General features: G+C 71.8%; 19 protein-coding genes. 8 read left to right on the top strand and 11 right to left on the bottom strand.

The window, feature by feature from the left end; translation table 11 throughout:
* Nucleotides 1-55 precede the first annotated feature (55 nt).
* Complete coding sequence (locus tag EKH77_RS00960) at nt 56-877, top strand: hypothetical protein (RefSeq protein WP_126912540.1); 822 nt, start codon at nt 56-58, stop codon at nt 875-877.
* Entirely contained in the window at nt 819-1,784 is a 966-nt protein-coding gene (pip, locus tag EKH77_RS00955; RefSeq protein ID WP_126912539.1) for a prolyl aminopeptidase, read from the top strand. Before EKH77_RS00960 ends, pip begins: the two co-directional genes overlap by 59 nt.
* Nucleotides 1,785-1,792: 8 nt before the next feature.
* On the opposite strand, the gene EKH77_RS00950 is transcribed toward pip, so the two are convergent.
* A complete protein-coding gene (locus tag EKH77_RS00950) occupies nt 1,793-3,463 on the bottom strand; it encodes a CocE/NonD family hydrolase (RefSeq protein ID WP_430980967.1) in 1,671 nt (556 codons plus the stop codon).
* A gap of 114 nt (nt 3,464-3,577) precedes the next feature.
* On the opposite strand from EKH77_RS00950, the gene EKH77_RS00945 reads away from it, so the two are divergent.
* Nucleotides 3,578-4,444, top strand: coding sequence for an SAM-dependent methyltransferase (locus EKH77_RS00945; RefSeq protein WP_240667159.1), 867 nt, complete (start codon nt 3,578-3,580; stop codon nt 4,442-4,444).
* Here EKH77_RS00945 and EKH77_RS00940 read toward each other — a convergent pair.
* From EKH77_RS00940 to EKH77_RS00930, 3 genes are all read right to left on the bottom strand, one after another.
* Nucleotides 4,420-5,538 carry a PP2C family protein-serine/threonine phosphatase gene (locus EKH77_RS00940; protein WP_240667158.1) on the bottom strand — a complete coding sequence of 373 codons (1,119 nt, stop codon included), beginning with the start codon at nt 5,536-5,538 and terminating at the stop codon, nt 4,420-4,422. The genes EKH77_RS00945 and EKH77_RS00940 overlap by 25 nt on opposite strands.
* A gap of 98 nt (nt 5,539-5,636) precedes the next feature.
* Complete coding sequence (locus EKH77_RS00935) at nt 5,637-6,137, bottom strand: GNAT family N-acetyltransferase (RefSeq protein WP_126917802.1); 501 nt, start codon at nt 6,135-6,137, stop codon at nt 5,637-5,639.
* Between the two features lie 56 nt (nt 6,138-6,193).
* Complete coding sequence (locus EKH77_RS00930; RefSeq protein WP_126912536.1) at nt 6,194-7,156, bottom strand: amidohydrolase family protein; 963 nt, start codon at nt 7,154-7,156, stop codon at nt 6,194-6,196.
* A gap of 286 nt (nt 7,157-7,442) precedes the next feature.
* Here EKH77_RS00930 and EKH77_RS00925 point away from each other — a divergent pair, with 286 nt between their 5' ends.
* Both EKH77_RS00925 and EKH77_RS00920 read left to right on the top strand, forming a co-directional pair.
* Entirely contained in the window at nt 7,443-7,703 is a 261-nt protein-coding gene (locus EKH77_RS00925; protein WP_126912535.1) for a hypothetical protein, read from the top strand.
* A gap of 165 nt (nt 7,704-7,868) precedes the next feature.
* Nucleotides 7,869-9,152, top strand: coding sequence for a phosphatidylserine decarboxylase family protein (locus EKH77_RS00920; protein ID WP_126912534.1), 1,284 nt, complete (start codon nt 7,869-7,871; stop codon nt 9,150-9,152).
* A 65-nt stretch (nt 9,153-9,217) separates the two neighbouring features.
* On the opposite strand, the gene EKH77_RS00915 is transcribed toward EKH77_RS00920, so the two are convergent.
* Nucleotides 9,218-9,787: a PadR family transcriptional regulator gene (locus tag EKH77_RS00915; RefSeq protein WP_126912533.1), complete on the bottom strand. Its 570-nt coding sequence runs from the start codon at nt 9,785-9,787 to the stop codon at nt 9,218-9,220.
* An 82-nt stretch (nt 9,788-9,869) separates the two neighbouring features.
* On the opposite strand from EKH77_RS00915, the gene EKH77_RS00910 reads away from it, so the two are divergent.
* Complete coding sequence (locus EKH77_RS00910; protein ID WP_126912532.1) at nt 9,870-10,337, top strand: nuclear transport factor 2 family protein; 468 nt, start codon at nt 9,870-9,872, stop codon at nt 10,335-10,337.
* Here the strand turns inward: EKH77_RS00910 and EKH77_RS00905 are convergent.
* Entirely contained in the window at nt 10,331-11,374 is a 1,044-nt protein-coding gene (locus tag EKH77_RS00905; RefSeq protein ID WP_126912531.1) for a saccharopine dehydrogenase family protein, read from the bottom strand. The genes EKH77_RS00910 and EKH77_RS00905 overlap by 7 nt on opposite strands.
* Before the next feature lie 123 nt (nt 11,375-11,497).
* Between EKH77_RS00905 and EKH77_RS00900 the strand changes: the two genes are divergently transcribed.
* Nucleotides 11,498-12,451 carry a helix-turn-helix domain-containing protein gene (locus EKH77_RS00900; RefSeq protein WP_126912530.1) on the top strand — a complete coding sequence of 318 codons (954 nt, stop codon included), beginning with the start codon at nt 11,498-11,500 and terminating at the stop codon, nt 12,449-12,451.
* Nucleotides 12,452-12,563: 112 nt separating this feature from the next.
* Complete coding sequence (locus tag EKH77_RS00895) at nt 12,564-13,049, top strand: DUF5709 domain-containing protein (RefSeq protein ID WP_126912529.1); 486 nt, start codon at nt 12,564-12,566, stop codon at nt 13,047-13,049.
* A gap of 12 nt (nt 13,050-13,061) precedes the next feature.
* On the opposite strand, the gene EKH77_RS00890 is transcribed toward EKH77_RS00895, so the two are convergent.
* The 5 genes from EKH77_RS00890 to EKH77_RS00870 are packed head-to-tail and all read right to left on the bottom strand — an operon-like array spanning nt 13,062 to nt 17,961.
* Entirely contained in the window at nt 13,062-14,282 is a 1,221-nt protein-coding gene (locus EKH77_RS00890) for a ferritin-like domain-containing protein (RefSeq protein ID WP_126912528.1), read from the bottom strand.
* 30 nt (nt 14,283-14,312) lie between these two features.
* A complete protein-coding gene (locus EKH77_RS00885) occupies nt 14,313-14,942 on the bottom strand; it encodes an HvfC/BufC N-terminal domain-containing protein (RefSeq protein ID WP_126912527.1) in 630 nt (209 codons plus the stop codon).
* Nucleotides 14,935-15,873 carry an MNIO family bufferin maturase gene (gene bufB, locus EKH77_RS00880; protein WP_206279785.1) on the bottom strand — a complete coding sequence of 313 codons (939 nt, stop codon included), beginning with the start codon at nt 15,871-15,873 and terminating at the stop codon, nt 14,935-14,937. Before bufB ends, EKH77_RS00885 begins: the two co-directional genes overlap by 8 nt.
* Nucleotides 15,828-16,637, bottom strand: coding sequence for a hypothetical protein (locus EKH77_RS00875; protein ID WP_126912525.1), 810 nt, complete (start codon nt 16,635-16,637; stop codon nt 15,828-15,830). Before EKH77_RS00875 ends, bufB begins: the two co-directional genes overlap by 46 nt.
* Before the next feature lie 25 nt (nt 16,638-16,662).
* Nucleotides 16,663-17,961 (bottom strand): phosphatidylserine decarboxylase family protein, encoded by a 1,299-nt coding sequence (locus EKH77_RS00870; protein WP_126912524.1) that lies wholly within the window; start codon nt 17,959-17,961, stop codon nt 16,663-16,665.
* Between the last annotated feature and the right edge of the window lie 94 nt (nt 17,962-18,055).

Below are 18,055 nucleotides of genomic sequence, written 5' to 3'. Positions count from 1 at the left end.
GCGACGGCCGGCACAGAACTCCACAGGACAGCACCCCGAAAGGGCTACCCCCGAGATGACCAACGGCGCGGGCAGTACGGTGATCTGCCGCAATCCGGCGTGCTCCGACCCCGTACCCCCCACCCGGCACGGCAGGCCCCGGATATATTGCAGCGACGCCTGCCGCCGGGCGTACTACCGCGCCGGAACCGCCCGCCGGGGCTCGCCCGACACCGAGCGCCACGACCGGTACGTCCAGCAGATCCTCGACGAGCTCTGGCAGCGCGTCGACCGGCTGCGTGACCTCGCCCACGCCGACCGCACCGGGCTCACCGGAGCCGACTCCCCGCGCTCCCAGGCCCTCGCCCTCCTCAAGGGCAGCGCGGAGGCATGCAAGGACCTCCAGGACCTGGACGCCGCCATCGTCCAGCAGGCCCGCGACCGGGGCGTCAAGGTCGCCGACATCGCGGCGGCCCGCAACATCTCCGCCGACAAGGTCAGCCGAGACTGGCCCGCCGACAGCATCGACCGCCGTATGAACCAGCGTCAGCAACGCCGCAGCGTCGTGCACCGCCCGGCCGGTTCCCCGGACGTCGCCAACGAGCCCCTCCACCTCCCCGGCCGCTACCTTCCCGGGGAAGGGCTCGGCCCGGGCCTCTCCGGATACGGACGCGACTCCACCGAGGGCCCTCCACCCACGGGCGACTCGTGCCCTTACCCGTCCGACCGCCCGGCCCGCCGTCCCCGCTGTTCCTCGGCGTCGCTCGCGGGGCCGGTGGTGTGCCGGGGATGCCGTAACGTCTACACGTCGTTGACGCCGGATCCGAGGGAGCCCCGCCATGAGGGACCTGTACCCGCCGATCGAGCCGTACGACAAGGGCATGCTCGACGTGGGTGACGGCAACGTCCTGTACTGGGAGGCCTGTGGCAACCCGGAAGGCAGGCCCGCCGTCGTCGTCCACGGCGGACCCGGCTCCGGCTGCGGCCCGGGAGCGCGCCAGTACTTCGATCCGGACCGGTACCGCGTCGTGCTGTTCGACCAGCGAGGATGCGGCCGCAGCACCCCGCACGCCGCCGACCCCACGACCGACATGCGCCACAACACCACCGAGCACCTCGTCGCCGACATGGAGCGGCTCCGCCGGCACCTCGGGATCGACCGCTGGCTGCTGTACGGCGGTTCATGGGGATCGACGCTCATCCTGGCCTACGCCCAGCAACACCCCGAACGCGTCTCGGAGATCGTCATCTCCGGTGTCACCACCACCCGGCGCTCGGAGATCGACTGGCTCTACCGGGGCGCCGGCCGGTTCTTCCCCGAGGAGTGGGAACGCTTCCTCGCCGGCGCCCCGGGCACCCCGCCCGGCGGGGACGTCGTCGGGGCGTACGCGCGGTTGCTGGAGCACCCCGACGCCGAGGTGCGCGAGAAGGCGGCGGCCGACTGGTGCGCGTGGGAGGACACGGTCCTGTCGGGGGAGACACGAGGCAGCGCCGCCCGCCCGTACGGCGACCGCCCGCCCAGGGCGCGGATCGCGCTGGCGCGCGTCTGCTCCCACTACTTCTCCCACGGCGCGTGGCTGGAGGAGGGCGCGCTGCTGCGCGACGCCCACCGGCTGGCCGGCATCCCGGGCGTCCTGGTCCACGGCTGGCTCGACCTCGCCGGCCCCCTCGGCACGGCCTGGGAACTCGCCCGGGCCTGGCCCGGCGCGGAGCTGGTCGTCGTCGACGACGAGGGCCACCTGGGCGGCGCCACGACACGCGACCACGTGCTCGCGGCCCTCGACCGGTTCGCGGCGATTGGCTGACCGGGCCGTCAACTCCCCAGCGTCAGCGCCGAGTCCGCGTGCAGCGTGACGACGACCGGTACGAACGCGGTGGCGTCGAGCGGCGATTCGCCCGTGCCCGGGTCCCGGGCGTAGCGGGGATGGGCGCCCGCGCTGATCTGCCAGCGGAGGCGGTGCCCGGCGCGGAAGCGGTGGGCGGTGGCGCTCATCGGCACGGTGACCTCGATGGGGGTGTGCCCGGCGGTCCGTATCCGCGCGATCCCGTCGCAGACGTTGATGGCACGGCCCTGGGCGTCCACGTCGCACAGGCGGGTGAAGACGACGGCGTGACCGGTGTCCGAGGAGACGGTCAGCCGTGCGGAGACCGGGCCGAGGACGTCCACGGGCTCGTCCAACGGCGGGCCGGTGAAGGTCAGGACGTCGTCCCGGGCCTCGAGGGTGCCGTTGTCCCGTGGTCCGGCGGTGGGGGAGAGGAGGCGGCCGCCGAGGGACGGGGTGGGCGCGGCCGGGTCGTACCGGAAGGACGCCAGCGGGGCACGGTCCGTGGGGGCCTGCCGCACGAGATGGCCGCCTGTGGCGGGGAACCATGACGTGGCGGCCGGGGGTGGCGGCCAGGCGTCGAGCTCGCGCCAGGCGTCCTCTCCGCCGACGTGCACGCGCACGGGCGCGGTGCGCAGGGCGGAGCGGTCGGCGCACAGGTGGGCGCGCAACCAGGCCAGGGTCTCGGCGAACGTCTCCGGCCAGCCCTGCTGGAACGCGGAGTTGTGCGTCCAGGGGCCGACGAGCAGGGACGTCTCGCAGCCGGCCCGGCGCAGCCGCGCGTACTGGTCGAGGGTCTGGTCGGCCAGGACGTCGTGCCACCCCGTGATCAGGGCGGTGGGCACCTTCAGCCGGTCCGCGACCTTGCCGAGGCGGGCACCCGACCAGTAGGGGTCCTCGGCGTCCGGGTGCGCCAACACGTCGTCCAGCCAGGACGCCTCGTCCCCGAGGGCGGATATGTGCGCGCCGCGCAGCGGCTGAGCGGTGGTGACGCGGCGCATGTGGCGCTGGAGCCGCAGCGTGGCCTTGAGGAAGGGGGCGAGGCCCCGGTGCTGGTGGGTCATGCCGAGGCAGGTGATGAGGGCGTTCTCCAGATGGAGCGCGCCGTGGGCGTGGAAGTAGGCGTGGGGGTCGTGGAGGCCCGCCTGCACCACCATCGCCTTGAGCTCCGGCGGCGGGTCCAGGGCGAGGGCCCACTGCGTGTATCCCAGGTAGCTGGGGCCGACCGTGCCCAGTGTTCCGTCGAACCAGGGCTGCTCCCGCAGCCACGCCACCGTGGCCCGGCCGTCGGCCGCCTCGTTGCGCCACAGGTGGAACCGGCCGCCCGAGCCGCCGGTGCCGCGACAGCTCTGGACGACGACGTGGAAGCCCTGTTCGGCGAAGAGGACGCCGTACATGGGTGACCACGGCAGGCCCCTGCCGTAGGGGGAGCGTACGAGAAGGGTCGGGAAGTCGCCCTCGGCGCGCGGGAAGTAGTGGTCCGTGAGCAACGGGCTGCCGTCGGCGGCCGGGACCACCAGCCCCGGCTCCCATCCGGCGCGGTACGGCCCGGCCGGGAGGCGCCGCCAGGTCGCCCGCATCATCCGTGCGGACAGCGGAGGCCGTCCGGCGGGCGGCGACCAGGCGGTCCCGGAAATGATGCTGTGCGCGGATGTTGTCATCGATCCCCCTGGGAATGAGTCCCTGCGATTGATTCCCGTACGTTGTACCAGAATAATGGTTGTGTGCCGGACGGGTCTGGCGGGGTGGCTGGGGGCTTGGTTAAGGTCGTGACCATGGATCAGCAGTGGGACGTGGTATCCGGAGTCGGTATCACCGCGCTGGCGGTGGCGGCCGCCCGGGCCGTCGAGACCAGCCGTCCCGACGCCCTGATCGAGGACCCATACGCGCTCCGCTTCGTCGAGGCGGCACGGGCGCCGGCGAAACTGCCCACGACCGAAGCCGAAGCGGCGGCGTCCGACGGGCGGGAGTACTGGTCGGAGGCGGCCACCTACGTCGCCGTGCGCACCAGGGCCTTCGACGACCACTTCCGGCGGGCCGCCGAAGTCGGTGTCACCCAGGTCGTGTTGCTGGCGTCGGGGCTGGACACCCGGGCGTTCCGGCTCCCCTGGCCCGAGGACGCCGTCGTGTACGAGATCGACCAGCCCCTCGTCCTGGACTTCAAACTGCGCGTCCTGCGCGAGCACGGGGCGACCGCCGGTGGTGCCCACCGGCCGGTGGGCGCGGACCTCCGCGAGGACTGGCCGGCGGCGCTGGAAGCGGCGGGCTTCGACCGCGCGCGACCCACCGCCTGGCTCGCCGAGGGCCTGCTGCCCTACCTCCCCCCGGAGGCCGAGGAAAGGCTCTTCCAGGAGATCCACCGGCTCTCCGCCCCCGGAAGCCGGCTCGCGGTGGAGGACTTCGGCAACATGTCGGCGGCTCTGGCGGACAACGCCGCGGACGACAGCGTCCGCACCCTGGGCGTCAACGTCCTCGACCTGATCCACACCGGACAACGGCCCACGCCGGCGGCCCGCCTGACCGGCCTGGGGTGGAACGTGCACGACGTACCCGCCACGCGGGCGGCGACGGAGTACGGGCGCCCGCTGTCACCCAAGTTCGCCGAACGGGACGGGCACTACGTCTTCGCGCACCGGTCGTAGGTCCGGGCGATCGCCAGCAGCGCCATGTCGTCGGTGATACGGCCGCCCGTGTGGTGGCCGACATCGGCCAGCAGCGCGTCCAGCAGGTCCTCCGGCCCCGCGAAGGCGTGCCCGGTCAGGGCCGCGACGGGGTCGTAGAAGGCCCCCGAACGGTCCTTGGCCTCGGTGAGGCCGTCCGTGTACAGCAGCAGACAGGACCCGGGCGGGAACGGCACCGTATCGGTCACGCCGTCACCGGGGCCCAGCTCCGCCAGGCACAGCGGAAGCGCCGGCACGGAAGGCTCCGCGCTGCACACCTCGCCCGTGGGACGCAGCACCAGGGGCGGCGGATGGCCGCGGTTGAAGACGCGCAGTTCGTCACCGCAGTGAGGGATCTCCGCGAGCACACCGGTGACGAACCCCTCCGCGCGCTCGAGCCCCGCCCGCCGCTCCGCCTCCCGGACCAGCCCCTTCTCGAGCCTGGCCGCGATGTCGGCGAGCGTGGGCTCGTCCTCGGCCGCCTCCCGGAACACCCCCAGCGCCACGTCCACCGCCTTGACCGCCCCCATGCCCTTGCCCCGCACGTCGCCGACCACACAGCGCACGCCGTACGGGGTGTCCTGCACGCCGTACAGATCGCCACCGATCTGCGCCTCCTTCACGGCCGCCTGGTAGCGCACGGCGATCCGCAGCGAGCCGATGGAGGTCGGCGGGTGGGGGAGCACGGCACGCTGGACGGCGAGAGCTACCTCCCGCGCCGACTCCAGCCGCACGTTGCGGTAGTGCATGAGGCGGTTGACGACGACGGCGAACGCCGACACGGTCGCCACCGTGGCCAGCTCGCTCAGCCCGCTCGCGTCGTCGATGAAGCCGAAATGGGCGAGCAGGGCGAAGTCGGCGGCGAGGGCGCCGATGCCCGCCAGGATCGTCGCGCGCAGCGACAGCAGCGCGGCGGCCGACATCGGCGCGGCGGTGTAGAAGGCCTCGGCGCTGAACCGGGGAGGGGTGTTGTAGTCGAGTGCGGCACCACCGATCAGCAGGAGGAGGGGCAGCGCCTGGAGGTGGCGCAGAAACCACCGCGCCGCCTCCGTGAGCCCCGCGCTCGGTGCCTTCACGTGGCCGCTCCGCTCTCCCGCGAGTACGAGCCCTACGTCACTCCAGCATCCCCGGGTCCGATCATGGGTGCCAGCGGTGGGGCGGCCGTATGGGTGCGTCATGGGTGACGCAGGGGTTTCTCCATCCAGGCGACGTCCCAGTACGTGCCGAACTTGCGCCCCACCTCGTGGTGGACGCCCGCCGGGCGGAAGCCGAAGCGCTCGTGGAGCCGCGTCGACGCCTCGTTGGGCTGGGTGATGCCCGCGTAGGCGCGGTGGACGTCCTCCGTGGCCAGGGCCTCGAAGAGGGCGTGGTAGAGCAGGCCGCCGAGGCCGCGTCCGGTGTGTTCCGGGGCGAGGTAGACGCTAGTCTCGACCGATGTCTCGTAGGCCCGCTTGGGACGCAGCGGGCTGCTGGTGGCGTACCCCAGCACGGTGCCGGCCTCCTCGGCGACGAGCAGCCTGTGGCGTCCGGTGGCGGGGTGGTCGGCCAGCCACTGCCTGCGGTCCTCGACGGTGAGGGGCTCGATGTCGAAGGTGATGGGGGTGGTGGTCACATAGTGGTTGTAGATGTCGGTGAGCTGCTTCAGGTGACCTTCGGTCCCGGGACGGATCTGTATCACGGTGGGACTCTACTCGCGGCGTATTACAGGAAGAACATATCCCCGCATCTCCGTCACGAGGACGCCGTCGGCAGGCCGAGGAGAGCGGTCGCGTTGGTGTCGAGGACGCGCTGCGCCTGAGGGGGCGGGAGACCGGAGCTCTCGATGTAGGCGACGGCGGTCCGGAAGAGGTCGCCGTCCTCGTAGGGGAAGTCGGTCCCCAGGACGATCCGGTCGGCGCCGAGGGTCTCCACGGCGGCCCACAGCGCGGGCGCGTGTCCGTGGCCGACGCTGTCGTACCAGAGCCGGCGCGCGGTCGCGCTGGGCTTCTCGGGGAGGTCCGGGGTCCCCCATTCCCAGGCGTACTGGTTGTCGACGCGCTGGAGCAGCATGGGCAGCGCCCCGCCGAGGTGCGTGGAGAGGATCTTCATGCGGGGGTAGCGGCTGGGGACGCCCGCGCGGATCAGGTGCATGACCGCCACGGTGTCCTCGACGGGAGCGCCGACGGACCACGTCAGACGGAAGTCCGTGATCTGCGCGCTGCCCGCGCCGCATCCCGCCGGGTGGACGAAGAGGACGGCGCCGCGGTGGTCGAGTTCGGCGAAGACCGGCTCGAACGCCGGGTCGGCGAGCGAACGGCCCAGGACCGAGGTGGTCACACAGACCCCGGCCATGCCCAGCTCGTCCAGGACCCGGGCGAGCTCCGCCAGCGCGAGGTCGGTGTGGGGGAAGGGCAGGGAGGCGAAGGCCAGGAACCGCCGCGGCCGGCGCGCCACCACCTCGGCGTACTGGTCGTTGACGAACCGGGCCGCGCGCACCGCGTGGGCGGGGTCGGCGAAGTGGGGTGACTGGGGCGGGGCGGAGAGCACCTGGCAGGCGACGCCCGCCGAGTCCATCAGCGTCAGACGCGCCTCGAGCTCCTGCTCGCCGAGTCCCGCGCCCATGCCGCGCTGGTCCGCCGTGTCGGTCTTCCCGTAGCCCTCGAGCAGGTCGAGATACTCGTCGGTCCACACGTGGGCGTGCACGTCGACGCGCATGGGCGCTCTCCCTCCTGCGCGGTCGCCTTCGGCGGTCGCCGACGCGGAGGAGGCGGCCGGTCACGCGAACGCGGTCACAGATCCAGGCTGGGACGCGTACGGGAAGGTCGCAAACGCACCGGTGCCCGGCCGGAGCCGGAGAGCCCGGAGAACCGGGGGTGCTTCGGAGCTCATGTGTCCGTCCGTTCGCCGTTGAGGGTGGTTTCCGGGAAAGCCCGCACACGGCCGGACGGGCCCGTGGAACTCTCGCTTGCCAAGAATTCACCGGCATGTCACGGAGGTTCCTATGTTCAGCTTCTGGCGCGCGAGCCGCATCCGCGCGCTGGCTCTCACCGCGCTCACGGCCGGTCTGCTGTGCGGCGGCATGACGACGAGCGCGAGCGCGGCCGGAGGGTCCTCGACGGCCACCGACGGCGCGGGCAAGACACGTGAGGTCAACCCCGGGGACCGCGTGCTCTCCGGGCTCACGCGGACGGTCACCGGCCTGATGGGCGATCCCAGCGCGGCCACCCGGATCCTGCCCGCCACCGGATCCCTCGGCGGCTGACGCGGCCCGAAGACGCCCGCCGCGTCGCGATCCGGCGCGGCGGGCGCCGCCGCCACCGAACGGCCATGCCCGAGATGGCTTGATTACTGGTTCGCAGACGATTCCCGGCGCCTGGATGATGTGTCCCGCCCATCCGGAGACCCAGGAGCACAAGGGAGTGCGGTCATGACCGCTGTCATCACCCCGCAGGAACTCCACGCGCGCTACCAGAAGACCTTCGGCCGGGCAGGCGGCTATCTGCCGAGAAACCCGCTGGCGGTCGACGAGTTCCACCGGGGCATCGCCCCGCGGGCGGCGGACCTCAAGAAGGACCTCGACCCCACCGTGCAGGACCTGGCGGACTTCATCCACTCCGACCTCACCGTCCGGATGTATGTGACGAACATGCTCCTGGAGGTTCCGGAGGAGCACCGCCACATCCACACCGTGGACGACCTCATCGAGCACCTCAACGTCGTCGTCAGGTGGGCGCCCGCGTACAACCGCAACCCGCTCCACCAGATATTCCTGCCGATGTCGGCGCTGTTCGGCTATATGCGGCTGACGCCGTCGGGCTCCGTCGTGTTCCGCATGCCGCAGTTCAACGACAAGCTCCGGCCGGTCCTGCGGAAGTGGTGCGCCTACCTGAACAGCGAAGAGAGCGCCCACGTGCTGAACTCCCGCGAGAGCGGCTGGTTCTCCCAGCCCGCCGTCGAGATGAACAAGCTGTACGAGTACGAATGCTGGGAGCGGCGCGACGAGAAGCACTGGGGGTTCGCGTCCTTCAACGACTTCTTCCACCGCCGAATCAAGGACGAGCTCCGGCCGCTGGCCGGGAACGGCGATCCCAGTGTCATCGTCGCCCCGAACGACGGAACGGTCTACAACATCCAGCGCGGAGCGGCCAGGGAGACGGACTTCTGGCTCAAGGAGCAGTACTCGCTCAGCGACATGCTGCGCGGGCCGGAGTGCGGGGACGAATACGTCAGCACCTTCGTCGGCGGTGACGTGTACCAGTCGTTCCTGTCCGTGAACAGCTTCCACCGGTGGACCGTGCCCGTGGACGGGACGGTCAAGCACCTGGAGATCGTGCCCGGCCTGATGTTCAGCGCCGCCTGGCGGGAGTCGCCCGACCCGACGACGTGGACCCACTCGCAGAGCTACCAGGCGCATGTGAACACCCGCGGGCTGGCGTTCATCGAGTGCGGCGAGGAACTCGGCCGGCGCATGGTGTGCGCCGTGGTGATCGGCATGGAGGAGGTCTCGTCGGTCACCTGGTCGGTCGCCGTGGGCGACACGGTGCACAGGGGCCAGGAGCTGGGGTATTTCAGCTACGGCGGCTCCAGCATGGCCCTGGTCTTCGAGCAGGGCGTCGTCGACGAGTTCACCGTTCCCCAGAACGACCCCCACACCCACCCGGACGACGGTCCGGCGGTCTTCGCGCGCTCGCAGATCGCCCGCGCCTGCTGAGGCGTGAATCCCTGGCCTGACGGCCGCACCGGAATCCGGTGCGGCCGTCACGGCTGCCACGGCCGTCAGCGCCCGGAACGGGCCGCGGCCCGCTCCCGGAGGGCGGCGGCCGCGCGTTCGCACCAGTCGCGGTTGCCCTGCTCGAAGGCGAGGCCGCGCAGACACGTCAGGTAGGGGCCGACGCGCTCGCCGTGGCGCAGGAACTCCTCCTCGTCACGGTCGCCCCGCATCGCGCGCAGCAGCTCGCCGAACAGGTCGATCTTGGCCTGGGCGAACGCGGCGCGCTCGGTGAGCCGAGCGATCAGCGTCCGGCCGTCGACGTGATCGGCGGCCTGGACCTTGACGAGAAGGTCGTCACGGATGAAGGACGGCTTGGTGGCGGCGGCCGTGAAGCGCTCCAGCTCGGCCGCGCCGGCGTCCGTGACCCGGAACAGGCGCTTGGTGGGCCGGGTGTCCTGGACCACCTCGCGCCCCGCGATCAGCTCCTCCTTCTCCAGCCGCGCCAGCTCGGCGTAGAGCTGCTGGGGCTGGGCGTGCCAGAAGTTCGCCACACCGAGATCGAACGCCTTCGTCAGCTGGTACCCGCTGAGCTCCTCGTCGAGCAGGGCCGCCAGGACCGCGTGCCGCAACGCCATCGGATCGCCTCCTTGTTCCGTCCGCCTCTTTCCACCGGCGACCTCCGCATGCTACTACTCATGAAACTGATTACTCATCAAAATGAGTATAGCGAGCATTTGGTATCGAGGAGGAACCGTGACCACCGCAGACCGCTTCCGTGCCGCCGTCGACAACCGCGACCTGGCCGCGCTGGACGACCTGTTCACGGACGACATCCGCTTCTACAGCCCCGTGAAGTTCCGGCCGTTCGAGGGCAAGCCGACGGTGCTCGCCCTGTTCCAGGTCCTCCTGCGCACCTTCGAGGACTTCCGCTACATCGGTCACTACGCGGGGGAGGCGGAGACGAGCGCCGACGGGAAGACCCGCCCCTCCGCCGTCCTGCTCTTCCGGGCCACCGTGGAGGGAAAGGAGATCCACGGCATCGACCTGCTGCACTTCGGCGACGACGGCAGGATCGAGGAGTTCACGGTCATGGTCCGGCCCCGGTCGGCCGTCCACACCATGGGCGAGGCGGTCCTGGCGGGGCTGGTGGCCGACGGCGTGCTGCCGGCGCCCACCGGTCAGTGAGCGAACTCGACCGAGACGTGCGGGGCGAGCGAGGCCAGGAAGTCCCGCGCGTCGAACAACTCCCCGGCTGAGGCGACCCCGGCCCTCCTCGCCCGCCCGCCGAGGACACGCAGGACCGCCTCCACTGCCAAGGGCGCGCTGACGGCGTAGATGTCCCGGCCCCGGGCCACGGCCCGGCGTTCGGTACCACCGGAGCGGACGACCGCCTCGACCAGGAAGGTCTGGGCCGACCGTCCGAGGTCGTCCACCGGCGCCGGAGCGGGGGCGCCGGGAGCCAGCACGTCCTGGACGGCGCCGGACGTCATACAGGTGTCGACGACGGGCACGCTGACGTGCCGTGAGATCGTCACGCTGTCCGCCGTGGTGAACTCCCGCACCACGGCCTGGTTCCCCACCGGCGCCGGGAAGGACCACCGGCCGGTCGGCGCCTTGTCGGTCCGCAGTTCCAGCCGGCCGTCCGCGTGCACGAGGCGACGGCCCTCGCGGCGTTCCCTGGAGACCGCCGACGAGGCGCGGGTCCCGGCGGTGGGGTGCCAGCTGCTCAGCGCGTAGGCGAGGAACACCTCGTCGGCCGACCGCCGGTCGCCCAGCGCGGCGGTCACCAGCAGATCGCCCAGCCCGCCGAAGAACGCCATCGCCGGGACGACCGTCACCCCCGCGGCCTCCGCCCGTTCCGCGAACTGCGTGAACGTGTCGGCGACGGCCTCCACCTCGCCCGCGACGTCCACATAGGGGATCCGGGCGCGCAGCGCCGCCTCGATCACGGGGGAGGCCGTCCCGGCGAAGGGGCCCGCGCAGTTGATCACGGCGTCCGCGCCGGCCAGCGCCCGGTCGAGCGAGGCCGGATCGCCGACCGTCGCCGGCCGGACGCCGAGCCCGGGGCGGACCCCGGAGTGGCGGCCGGCCAGCGCGTCGAGCCGGCCGGTGTCGCGTCCGCAGAGGACCGGCCGCAGGCCGCGCTCCAGGAGTTCGGCCACCACGAAGCGCCCGGTGTGTCCGTAGGCGCCGAGGACGGCCACCTGTCCGCTCGTTCCCATGAGTGCTCTCCGATCCATGACGTGCCGATCCACGACTGCTTGATCCATCGACCGGGACAGGCTCCCCCGAGGCGGGTGGGGCCGACGAGTGTCGGGAGTGCCACGCCTCGTACAGTTTCGGACATGACTACCGTCGCCCTGGCCGTCACCGACGGGGTGAGCCACTTCGAACTGGCCGCGCCCTGCGAGGTGTTCGGCGTCGACCGGTCCGACCTCGCCGACCCGTGGTACGAGCTCACCGTCTGCGGACCCGCCGGAGCCCGGGTCGGCGGCCGGTTCCGGCTCGAACCCGACGAGGGGCTCGACGGGCTGGTGCGAGCGCACACGGTGATCGTCCCGGCCTGGGCGGACCTCGACGAGGAGCCGCCCGCCGAGCTCGTCGACGCCGTGCGCGCGGCACACCGGGCCGGCGCGCGGATCGTCTCGCTGTGCACGGGGGCGTTCGTCCTGGCCGCCGCCGGCCTGCTGGACGGCCGCCGGGCCACCACCCACTGGCTGCACGCCCCCGCCCTGGCCGCCAAATACCCCGGGGTACGGGTCGACGCGGACGTGCTCTACGTCGACGACGGCAGCGTCCTCACCTCGGCGGGCAAGGCGGCGGCCATGGACCTGTGCCTCCACCTGGTCCGGCTCGACCACGGCTCGGCCGTCGCCAACGCCGTGGCCCGCCGCCTGGTCGTGCCTCCCCAGCGCGAGGGCGGACAGGCCCAGTTCGTCGCCACCCCGGCGCCCGACCCCCGCTCCCACGCGCTCTCCGGCCTGTTCACCTGGGCGCTGCGGCGGCTCGACCGGCCGCTGACGGTCGAGGACCTCGCCCGCCAGGCCAACATGAGCTCCCGGAACCTGGCCCGCCACTTCAACGCCGTCACCGGCACCACTCCGCTGCGCTGGCTGCGCGCCCACCGGATCCGCCGCGCCCAGGAGCTCCTGGAGACCACCGACGACAGCGTCGAGGCCATCGCCGAGGCCACCGGCATGGGCACGGCCGCCTCGCTGCGCCGGCACTTCAACCGGACGGTCGGCGTGCCCCCGGACACCTACCGCCGCACCTTCCGTGGCAGAACAGCCGGTGGTTGAAAAAGGTACTTACTCGCTGTCGCCCTCCGAAGAGCGCGGTGCCGCCGGACAGGGGAGACTGGAGGTGTGCCGTAGTCCCGGGAGCGCGCGGGAGGAGGAAGGGTAGGGGATCATGTCCGACGACGTGATGGGTGACGAGGTCTATCAGCCGGCCCGTTCGGACCGCCGGGACAACCCCGGTGATCTGGACCTGGAGAACGCCCTGGACGGTGACCTTCTCGACGAGGTGCTCGACGAGGGCTACTCGCCTCCTGAGAAGCCGCTGGGCGTGGGCCACCACGGGACCACGGCCCGGGAGCAGCGGGAGCGCGAGAGCCTCGACCAGCGGCTCGCCGAGGAGGTCCCCGACCTCCCGGTGCCCGACGGGGACGGCATCGGCGATCAGCCCGGCGGCGACGGCGAGCCGATCGACGAGGAGGTCGGTGACGTGCGGGCCGGCCGGCTCACCGCCACCATCGACGCCATGCCGCCCCGGCGCAACGACGTCTTCGCCCGGGACGTGGGCATCGACGGCGGCGCGGCCTCCGCCGAGGAGGCGGCGATGCACGTCGTGCCCGACGAGCCCGTGGCCGAGTTCGGCGAGGACATCGGGACGTGAGCCGCCGGGCCGCTAGAGCGTGAAGTCGGGCAGCAGCGAGATCTGGTGCAGCACGCCGTCGCCGCCACCCAGTTGGGGGTAGGCCGCCATCAGCTCCGGCCGGACGCACAGGTCCTGCAGCGCCTGCTTGGGCCGCGCACCCAGGTCGTAGTACCCGAAGGTGGGGCCCGCGTTCTTCCCGCCGCCGACGGGCGTCGCGACCAGCAGACCGGCCACGGGGGAAAGAACGCCCTGCATGGCGGCGACGAACCCGCGCTCCAGGCCGTAGCGCACGGACTCCGGCCCAGCGTCGTTGCCCATCGGGTCGTCCGCCGGCGTCCGGTAGAGCTTGTCGAGCAGCGCCAGTACGTAGCAGTAGGCGGCGTCGGAGAGCTCGGCCAGCGTCCGCACCGGCCCGGTGAAGTCCGTCGCCTTGGGGTCCGTCACCACCGGCCAGACGGCTTCGTCCCCGCTGTCGATGGTGTACTTCTGCTGGCCGGACTCGTCCACGACGCCGATGCCGTCCACGTGATCGCGGACGCGGGTGAACTTCTGGTAGTGGGAGTCCTCCTGCTCGTCCGGGGCGCCCTCCCCCTGCTCGACGATGACGTAGAGCGCGTCGAGGGCGCTGCCCTGGTCCACGACGGGGAGGGGCTTGGGCGGGCCGCCCCACTGGTTCCAATAGCCACGCCGGTACTGCTGCCGCCAGCGGGTGTTGTCCAGCCCCCACGCGATCCGACCGCTCAGCGCGACGATGCCCTTGCCGATCGCGTCGTACAGCTCGCCGAGCGTGTGGTACTCGTCGGAGGGCTTGCGGGTCTGCTGCTGCTTGCTCTCGGGGAGTTCGACCTCCATGAACCCCTCGATGGCGGCCGTCGAGATCCGCTGCGTGTGCAGCGTCAGCGGCGGAAGGCGGTGCAGCATGTCACCGGGGTAGGCGGGGATCGTGTCCGTGTCGTAGAAGCGGAACTCCTTCCCGTCGACCGTCTCGCACTTGGTGGCGACCATCACGTTGCGCACCAGGGCCATGTGGAGCATCTCCTCGATGGCGATGCCGATGAGGGTGCGCTGCGCGGACGCGCCCTGGGCCCACTGGGAGTAGCCGGAGGTCTTGAGGGAGTAGGCGGCGTAGAGGTAGGGCGGGATGGTGGACAGCTCGATGCGCGCCGCGTCCGTCAGGTGCCGGGCCAGTTCGTCGAGGGTGGTGATGCCGTCGGTCGCCCGGACGGCGGAGCGGGCGGTGAGGTGGGGCATGGGGTTCCTCCGATTCGCGACGGAGCGGTGTCAGCCGGCCTGTGGTGGCCGGGGCGCGGTCAGGTCGTGGACGACGACGGTCCCGTCACGGCGGGTCAGCGAGAGGCGGACCGGCTCGGCCTCGGGCGGCTCGGGTTCCTCGCCGCGCCGGACGGCGGCCGCGTAGCGGTGGACGGGGAACCGGGCCTCGAAGAACCGGGTGCCGGTGTCGGCGCCGGTGCTGGTGTCGGCGTCGGGTGCGTCGAAGGCCGCCGCGAAGTCCCGTTCGAACCTGGCCAGGTCGATCAGCAGGTCGATCCACGCCTCGGGCGGTGTGTCGTCCGCGCCGGCGTCCGGCCGGGTGCGGGCCAGGTGATCGGGGAAGCCGGCGCCGAGATCGTCCAGCGTGGGGGAGCGGGACGGATGCGCGTCCAGGTACTCCATGGCGAACCCGTCGAAGAGCTCGCGCCCCAGGAAGTGTGCCATCGCGGGGTACTGGCCGCGCATGCAGCCCAGCAGCCGGAGCCGGTAGCCCCGGCGGTAGACGCGGAGGCGTTCCTCGGCCGACATCCGCCCGGAGGCGGTGATCACCTCCGCCACGTGCGCGGCCCCGCCGGGTGCCAGCAGGGCGGTCTGCATCCACTGCTGGATCGCGTCGAGCGAGCGCGGTACGTCAGTCACGACGGTCGCCCTCCGGGCCGGCGCGTTCCGCCGCCACCGCCCTGGCCTTGTCGAGTTCGGCCTGGAGGACGGGGAAGGGCGGCAGGCTGTCGTCCCGTTCGATGACCGTGGCGGCACCCCCGGTGAGCTCCACGGCGAGCCGGTAGAGGTCCCAGACCGGGTCGGGCACCTCGGCGTCGTGGGTGTCGACCAGGTGGGTGCCGTAGTCGGTGTGCCCGGCCAGGTGCATCTGCCACACCCGGTCGTGCGGAAGGGCCTTGAGGTACACCTCGGGGTCGTAGCCGTGGTTGACGGCGGAGACGTGGACGTTGTTGACGTCGAGGAGCAGCCCGCAGTCCGCTTCCTCGGCCAGCCGGCTCAGGAACTCCCACTCGGTGAGGGTGGAGGCGCGGAACTCCACGTAGCTGCTGGGGTTCTCCAGGGCGAGCGGACGCTCCAGCGCCTCCTGTACGGTCCGGGCGCGGCGTACGACGTGGCGCAGCGATTCCTCGGTGAAGGGCAGCGGCAGCAGGTCGTGGGTGTGGACGCCGAGCACTCCGGTCCAGCACACGTGGTCCGACACCCACGGGGTGTCCACCGCGTCGGCCAGTCGTTTCAGCCGACGCAGGTAGTCGAGGTCGAGCGGGTCGGTGCTGCCGATGGACAGCGACACCCCGTGGAGGACGATCGGGTAGTGCTCGGCGATCTCGTCCAGGACGCGCCTGCGGTCGGTGCCGGGCCGGAGGTGGTTCTCGGAGATGATCTCGAAGAAGTCGACGGGCGGCCGGTGCGCGCGGATGTAGGGGATGTGCGGCCCCCGCAGCCCGAGCCCGAACCCCAGGTGGGGTGTCGGGGGTCGGGCCGCGGTGTCCGTCCGCGTCGCCGTGCCGGCCGCCTTCCCCGGCTTTATCGCTGCCCCTCGGGCGACAGGACCCTCACATGGAACTCGCACCGCGCGGCCCCGTCGGAGCTCGTGGCGGTGACGGTGACCCATTGGTCCTCGGTGGCCGTGTGCCCGGCGTAGAGCGGGACGGCCGTGGCCACCCCTTGGTCGTCGGCGGTGACCGTGCAGGCCGCACTCTGCGGCCCGCTGTCGGGCTTGAAGTACAGGAGGGCCGAGTCGCCGTCGGGGACGGTGAAGGTGATCTCCGTGCCGGGGAGGTGCCGGCCGACGCTGTTGCGGGCGATGGCCTGCAAGTCCGGGAACCGCACCCCCTCGTGCCGGCGAGGGTTGTCGGCGGAGGCGCGGAACAGTGCGGTGACTTTGTCGGAGGCCCCGACCGTCGGGGTGGTGAGATGGTCGTAGGCGGGGATGTGCTCGTCCGGGACGCCCTGCCCGGGGGAGGGGCCGAACGCCTTGCCCGCCGCGTACATCCGTGCCTCGAAGAGACGGCGCGCCTGCTGCCAGACGCTCCTGCCCTTCATCGGTCCGCCGGAGAAGACCCGGCTCTCGTTGATGGGGCTGGCGCAACTGCCGTTGTAGCAGCAGGCCTGTTCGCCGGGGTGGAACTGCTCGAAGTCGTCACCGGCGTAACCGCATCCGCCCTGCCCCCGGCATGCTCCCTCGCCGTGGCACACGTGCTGGACGGTGGCGCACCGGCCGGTGCCCGCCATGGTGGCGGTCCTGTCGGCGTCCTGGCCCGCGCAGGAGTTGAGGCCCATGCAGACGTGGAGTTCCTCGCCCGTGGCCGGGCGGCCGCAGCCGTTCGCTTCCATTGGCCGTCTCCTCTCCCGTCCGCTCTCAGGCCCTGCCGGTGGTGCGGGCGATCCCGGCGTTGACCTTGATCGGGTCGCCCTTCTCCATGTCGCCGGTGGTGTTGTCCGGTACGAGGAACTCGCCGATGGCCCCCTTCTGGAACAGCAGGCACATGCTGGAGCCGCCGTAGCTGAAGTAGCCGAGCTGGTCGCCCTTGGTCACCTGATCACCGGGGCGCACGGTGAGCGTGACCGATGAGATCTCGGTCATGCCCAGCGGCATGACGCACACCATGCCGATCGGCGCGGGGGCCTCGATGAACACCAGCCCCCGGGTGTTGACCGAGGCGCCGTAGACCTGCGACTGCGTACCGGCGTTGGGCTCCTCCACCCCTTCCAGCTCCGTGAACATCAGGGCCTCCACCACCCGGGCGCTGCGGACGACGCCGGTGACGGGTGCGTGCCACCGGTGGTAGTCGCCGCCCGAGAGGAACGACTGGAAGACGTCGCCGCCGATGAACGAGTCGGTCAGATCGCTGCCGTCGAGCATGTCGGCGAGGGAGTAGAGCTGCCCCTTGGCCCAGAACTGTTCGTCGCGGTGCTCGATGTTCCGCCGGATCCGCACCACCCTGCCGTCGTTCGCCGAGACCACCACGTTCGGGTCGCCGTCGATGGGACGGGCGTCGTCCTTGAGCTCGCGGTGGAAGAACGCGTTGTAGGAGGGGAACCCGCCGTGGGGGTCGTCCGGGTCGATCCGGAACTGGTCGAGGCCGAGCTCGTCCCAGGCGGCCGGCGACAGCCAGCCGTCCGTGCGGTTCACCACTTCCTGGCTGTCGTCGCTGTCGAGGTGCGCGCACCACTCGCGCAGGATGCCGAGCAGCGCCCTGTTGAACCCCTGGTCGCGGAAGACCGCGTACCCGGGCTCCGTCATCATCATGTAGACGAACAGGGACGACAGGGGGAAGAAGTTGCGGTCCGGGTCGCCCTGGGGGTGGTACTCGGGAGTGGACGTGACGATACAGTCCAGGTGATCGAGCAGGTCGGGGATGTCGTTCACCCGGTGCTTGGCGTCGGGGTGGAGCTCGTTCGCCTTGTCGATCATCAGGCTCACATACATGCGGACGATCCCGTCCCGCTCGATCAGCCGGGCCAGGTCGTCGACGGAACGGCGCCGTACGATCGCGTTCCGGGCGCGCCTCTCGTGGACGCCGCGGCTGAAGTCCTCCAGCCACGCGTCGAGCGCCGCCCGGTTCTTCGGCAGATAGCCGGCGGCCCGGCCGAACGAATTCCGGTAGCGGGTCTCGAGCTGCTGTGCGCTGAAGGTCGTGCCGGTGGTACGGGGCATGGATGCCTCCTCCTTCGGCTGCGGCCGACCAGGTTCCCGGATCCCGCCGAGACGGCTCAACCCCGCGCCATGGGGATGGTGCCGGGAACAGGAC

This window comes from Streptomyces luteoverticillatus (assembly GCF_003970715.1).
Taxonomy (GTDB): Bacteria; Actinomycetota; Actinomycetes; order Streptomycetales; family Streptomycetaceae; genus Streptomyces; species Streptomyces abikoensis.
The sequence above is the reverse complement of the archived record's forward strand: the minus strand, read 5'-3'. Positions and strand labels throughout refer to the sequence as shown.

What these genes read in the sequence shown, in the direction of transcription:
- EKH77_RS00905 (WP_126912531.1), bottom strand. Translation starts at nt 11,374, where the DNA reads ATGGGAACGAGCGGACAGGTGGCCGTCCTCGGCGCCTACGGACACACC.
- EKH77_RS00945 (WP_240667159.1), top strand. Translation starts at nt 3,578, where the DNA reads ATGGATCAGCAGTGGGACGTGGTATCCGGAGTCGGTATCACCGCGCTG.
- EKH77_RS00925 (WP_126912535.1), top strand. Translation starts at nt 7,443, where the DNA reads ATGTTCAGCTTCTGGCGCGCGAGCCGCATCCGCGCGCTGGCTCTCACC.
- EKH77_RS00960 (WP_126912540.1), top strand. Translation starts at nt 56, where the DNA reads ATGACCAACGGCGCGGGCAGTACGGTGATCTGCCGCAATCCGGCGTGC.
- EKH77_RS00920 (WP_126912534.1), top strand. Translation starts at nt 7,869, where the DNA reads ATGACCGCTGTCATCACCCCGCAGGAACTCCACGCGCGCTACCAGAAG.
- EKH77_RS00915 (WP_126912533.1), bottom strand. Translation starts at nt 9,787, where the DNA reads ATGGCGTTGCGGCACGCGGTCCTGGCGGCCCTGCTCGACGAGGAGCTC.
- EKH77_RS00870 (WP_126912524.1), bottom strand. Translation starts at nt 17,961, where the DNA reads ATGCCCCGTACCACCGGCACGACCTTCAGCGCACAGCAGCTCGAGACC.
- pip (WP_126912539.1), top strand. Translation starts at nt 819, where the DNA reads ATGAGGGACCTGTACCCGCCGATCGAGCCGTACGACAAGGGCATGCTC.
- EKH77_RS00890 (WP_126912528.1), bottom strand. Translation starts at nt 14,282, where the DNA reads ATGCCCCACCTCACCGCCCGCTCCGCCGTCCGGGCGACCGACGGCATC.
- EKH77_RS00950 (WP_430980967.1), bottom strand. Translation starts at nt 3,463, where the DNA reads ATGACAACATCCGCGCACAGCATCATTTCCGGGACCGCCTGGTCGCCG.
- EKH77_RS00910 (WP_126912532.1), top strand. Translation starts at nt 9,870, where the DNA reads ATGAGTATAGCGAGCATTTGGTATCGAGGAGGAACCGTGACCACCGCA.
- EKH77_RS00930 (WP_126912536.1), bottom strand. Translation starts at nt 7,156, where the DNA reads ATGCGCGTCGACGTGCACGCCCACGTGTGGACCGACGAGTATCTCGAC.
- EKH77_RS00900 (WP_126912530.1), top strand. Translation starts at nt 11,498, where the DNA reads ATGACTACCGTCGCCCTGGCCGTCACCGACGGGGTGAGCCACTTCGAA.
- EKH77_RS00875 (WP_126912525.1), bottom strand. Translation starts at nt 16,637, where the DNA reads ATGGAAGCGAACGGCTGCGGCCGCCCGGCCACGGGCGAGGAACTCCAC.
- EKH77_RS00895 (WP_126912529.1), top strand. Translation starts at nt 12,564, where the DNA reads ATGTCCGACGACGTGATGGGTGACGAGGTCTATCAGCCGGCCCGTTCG.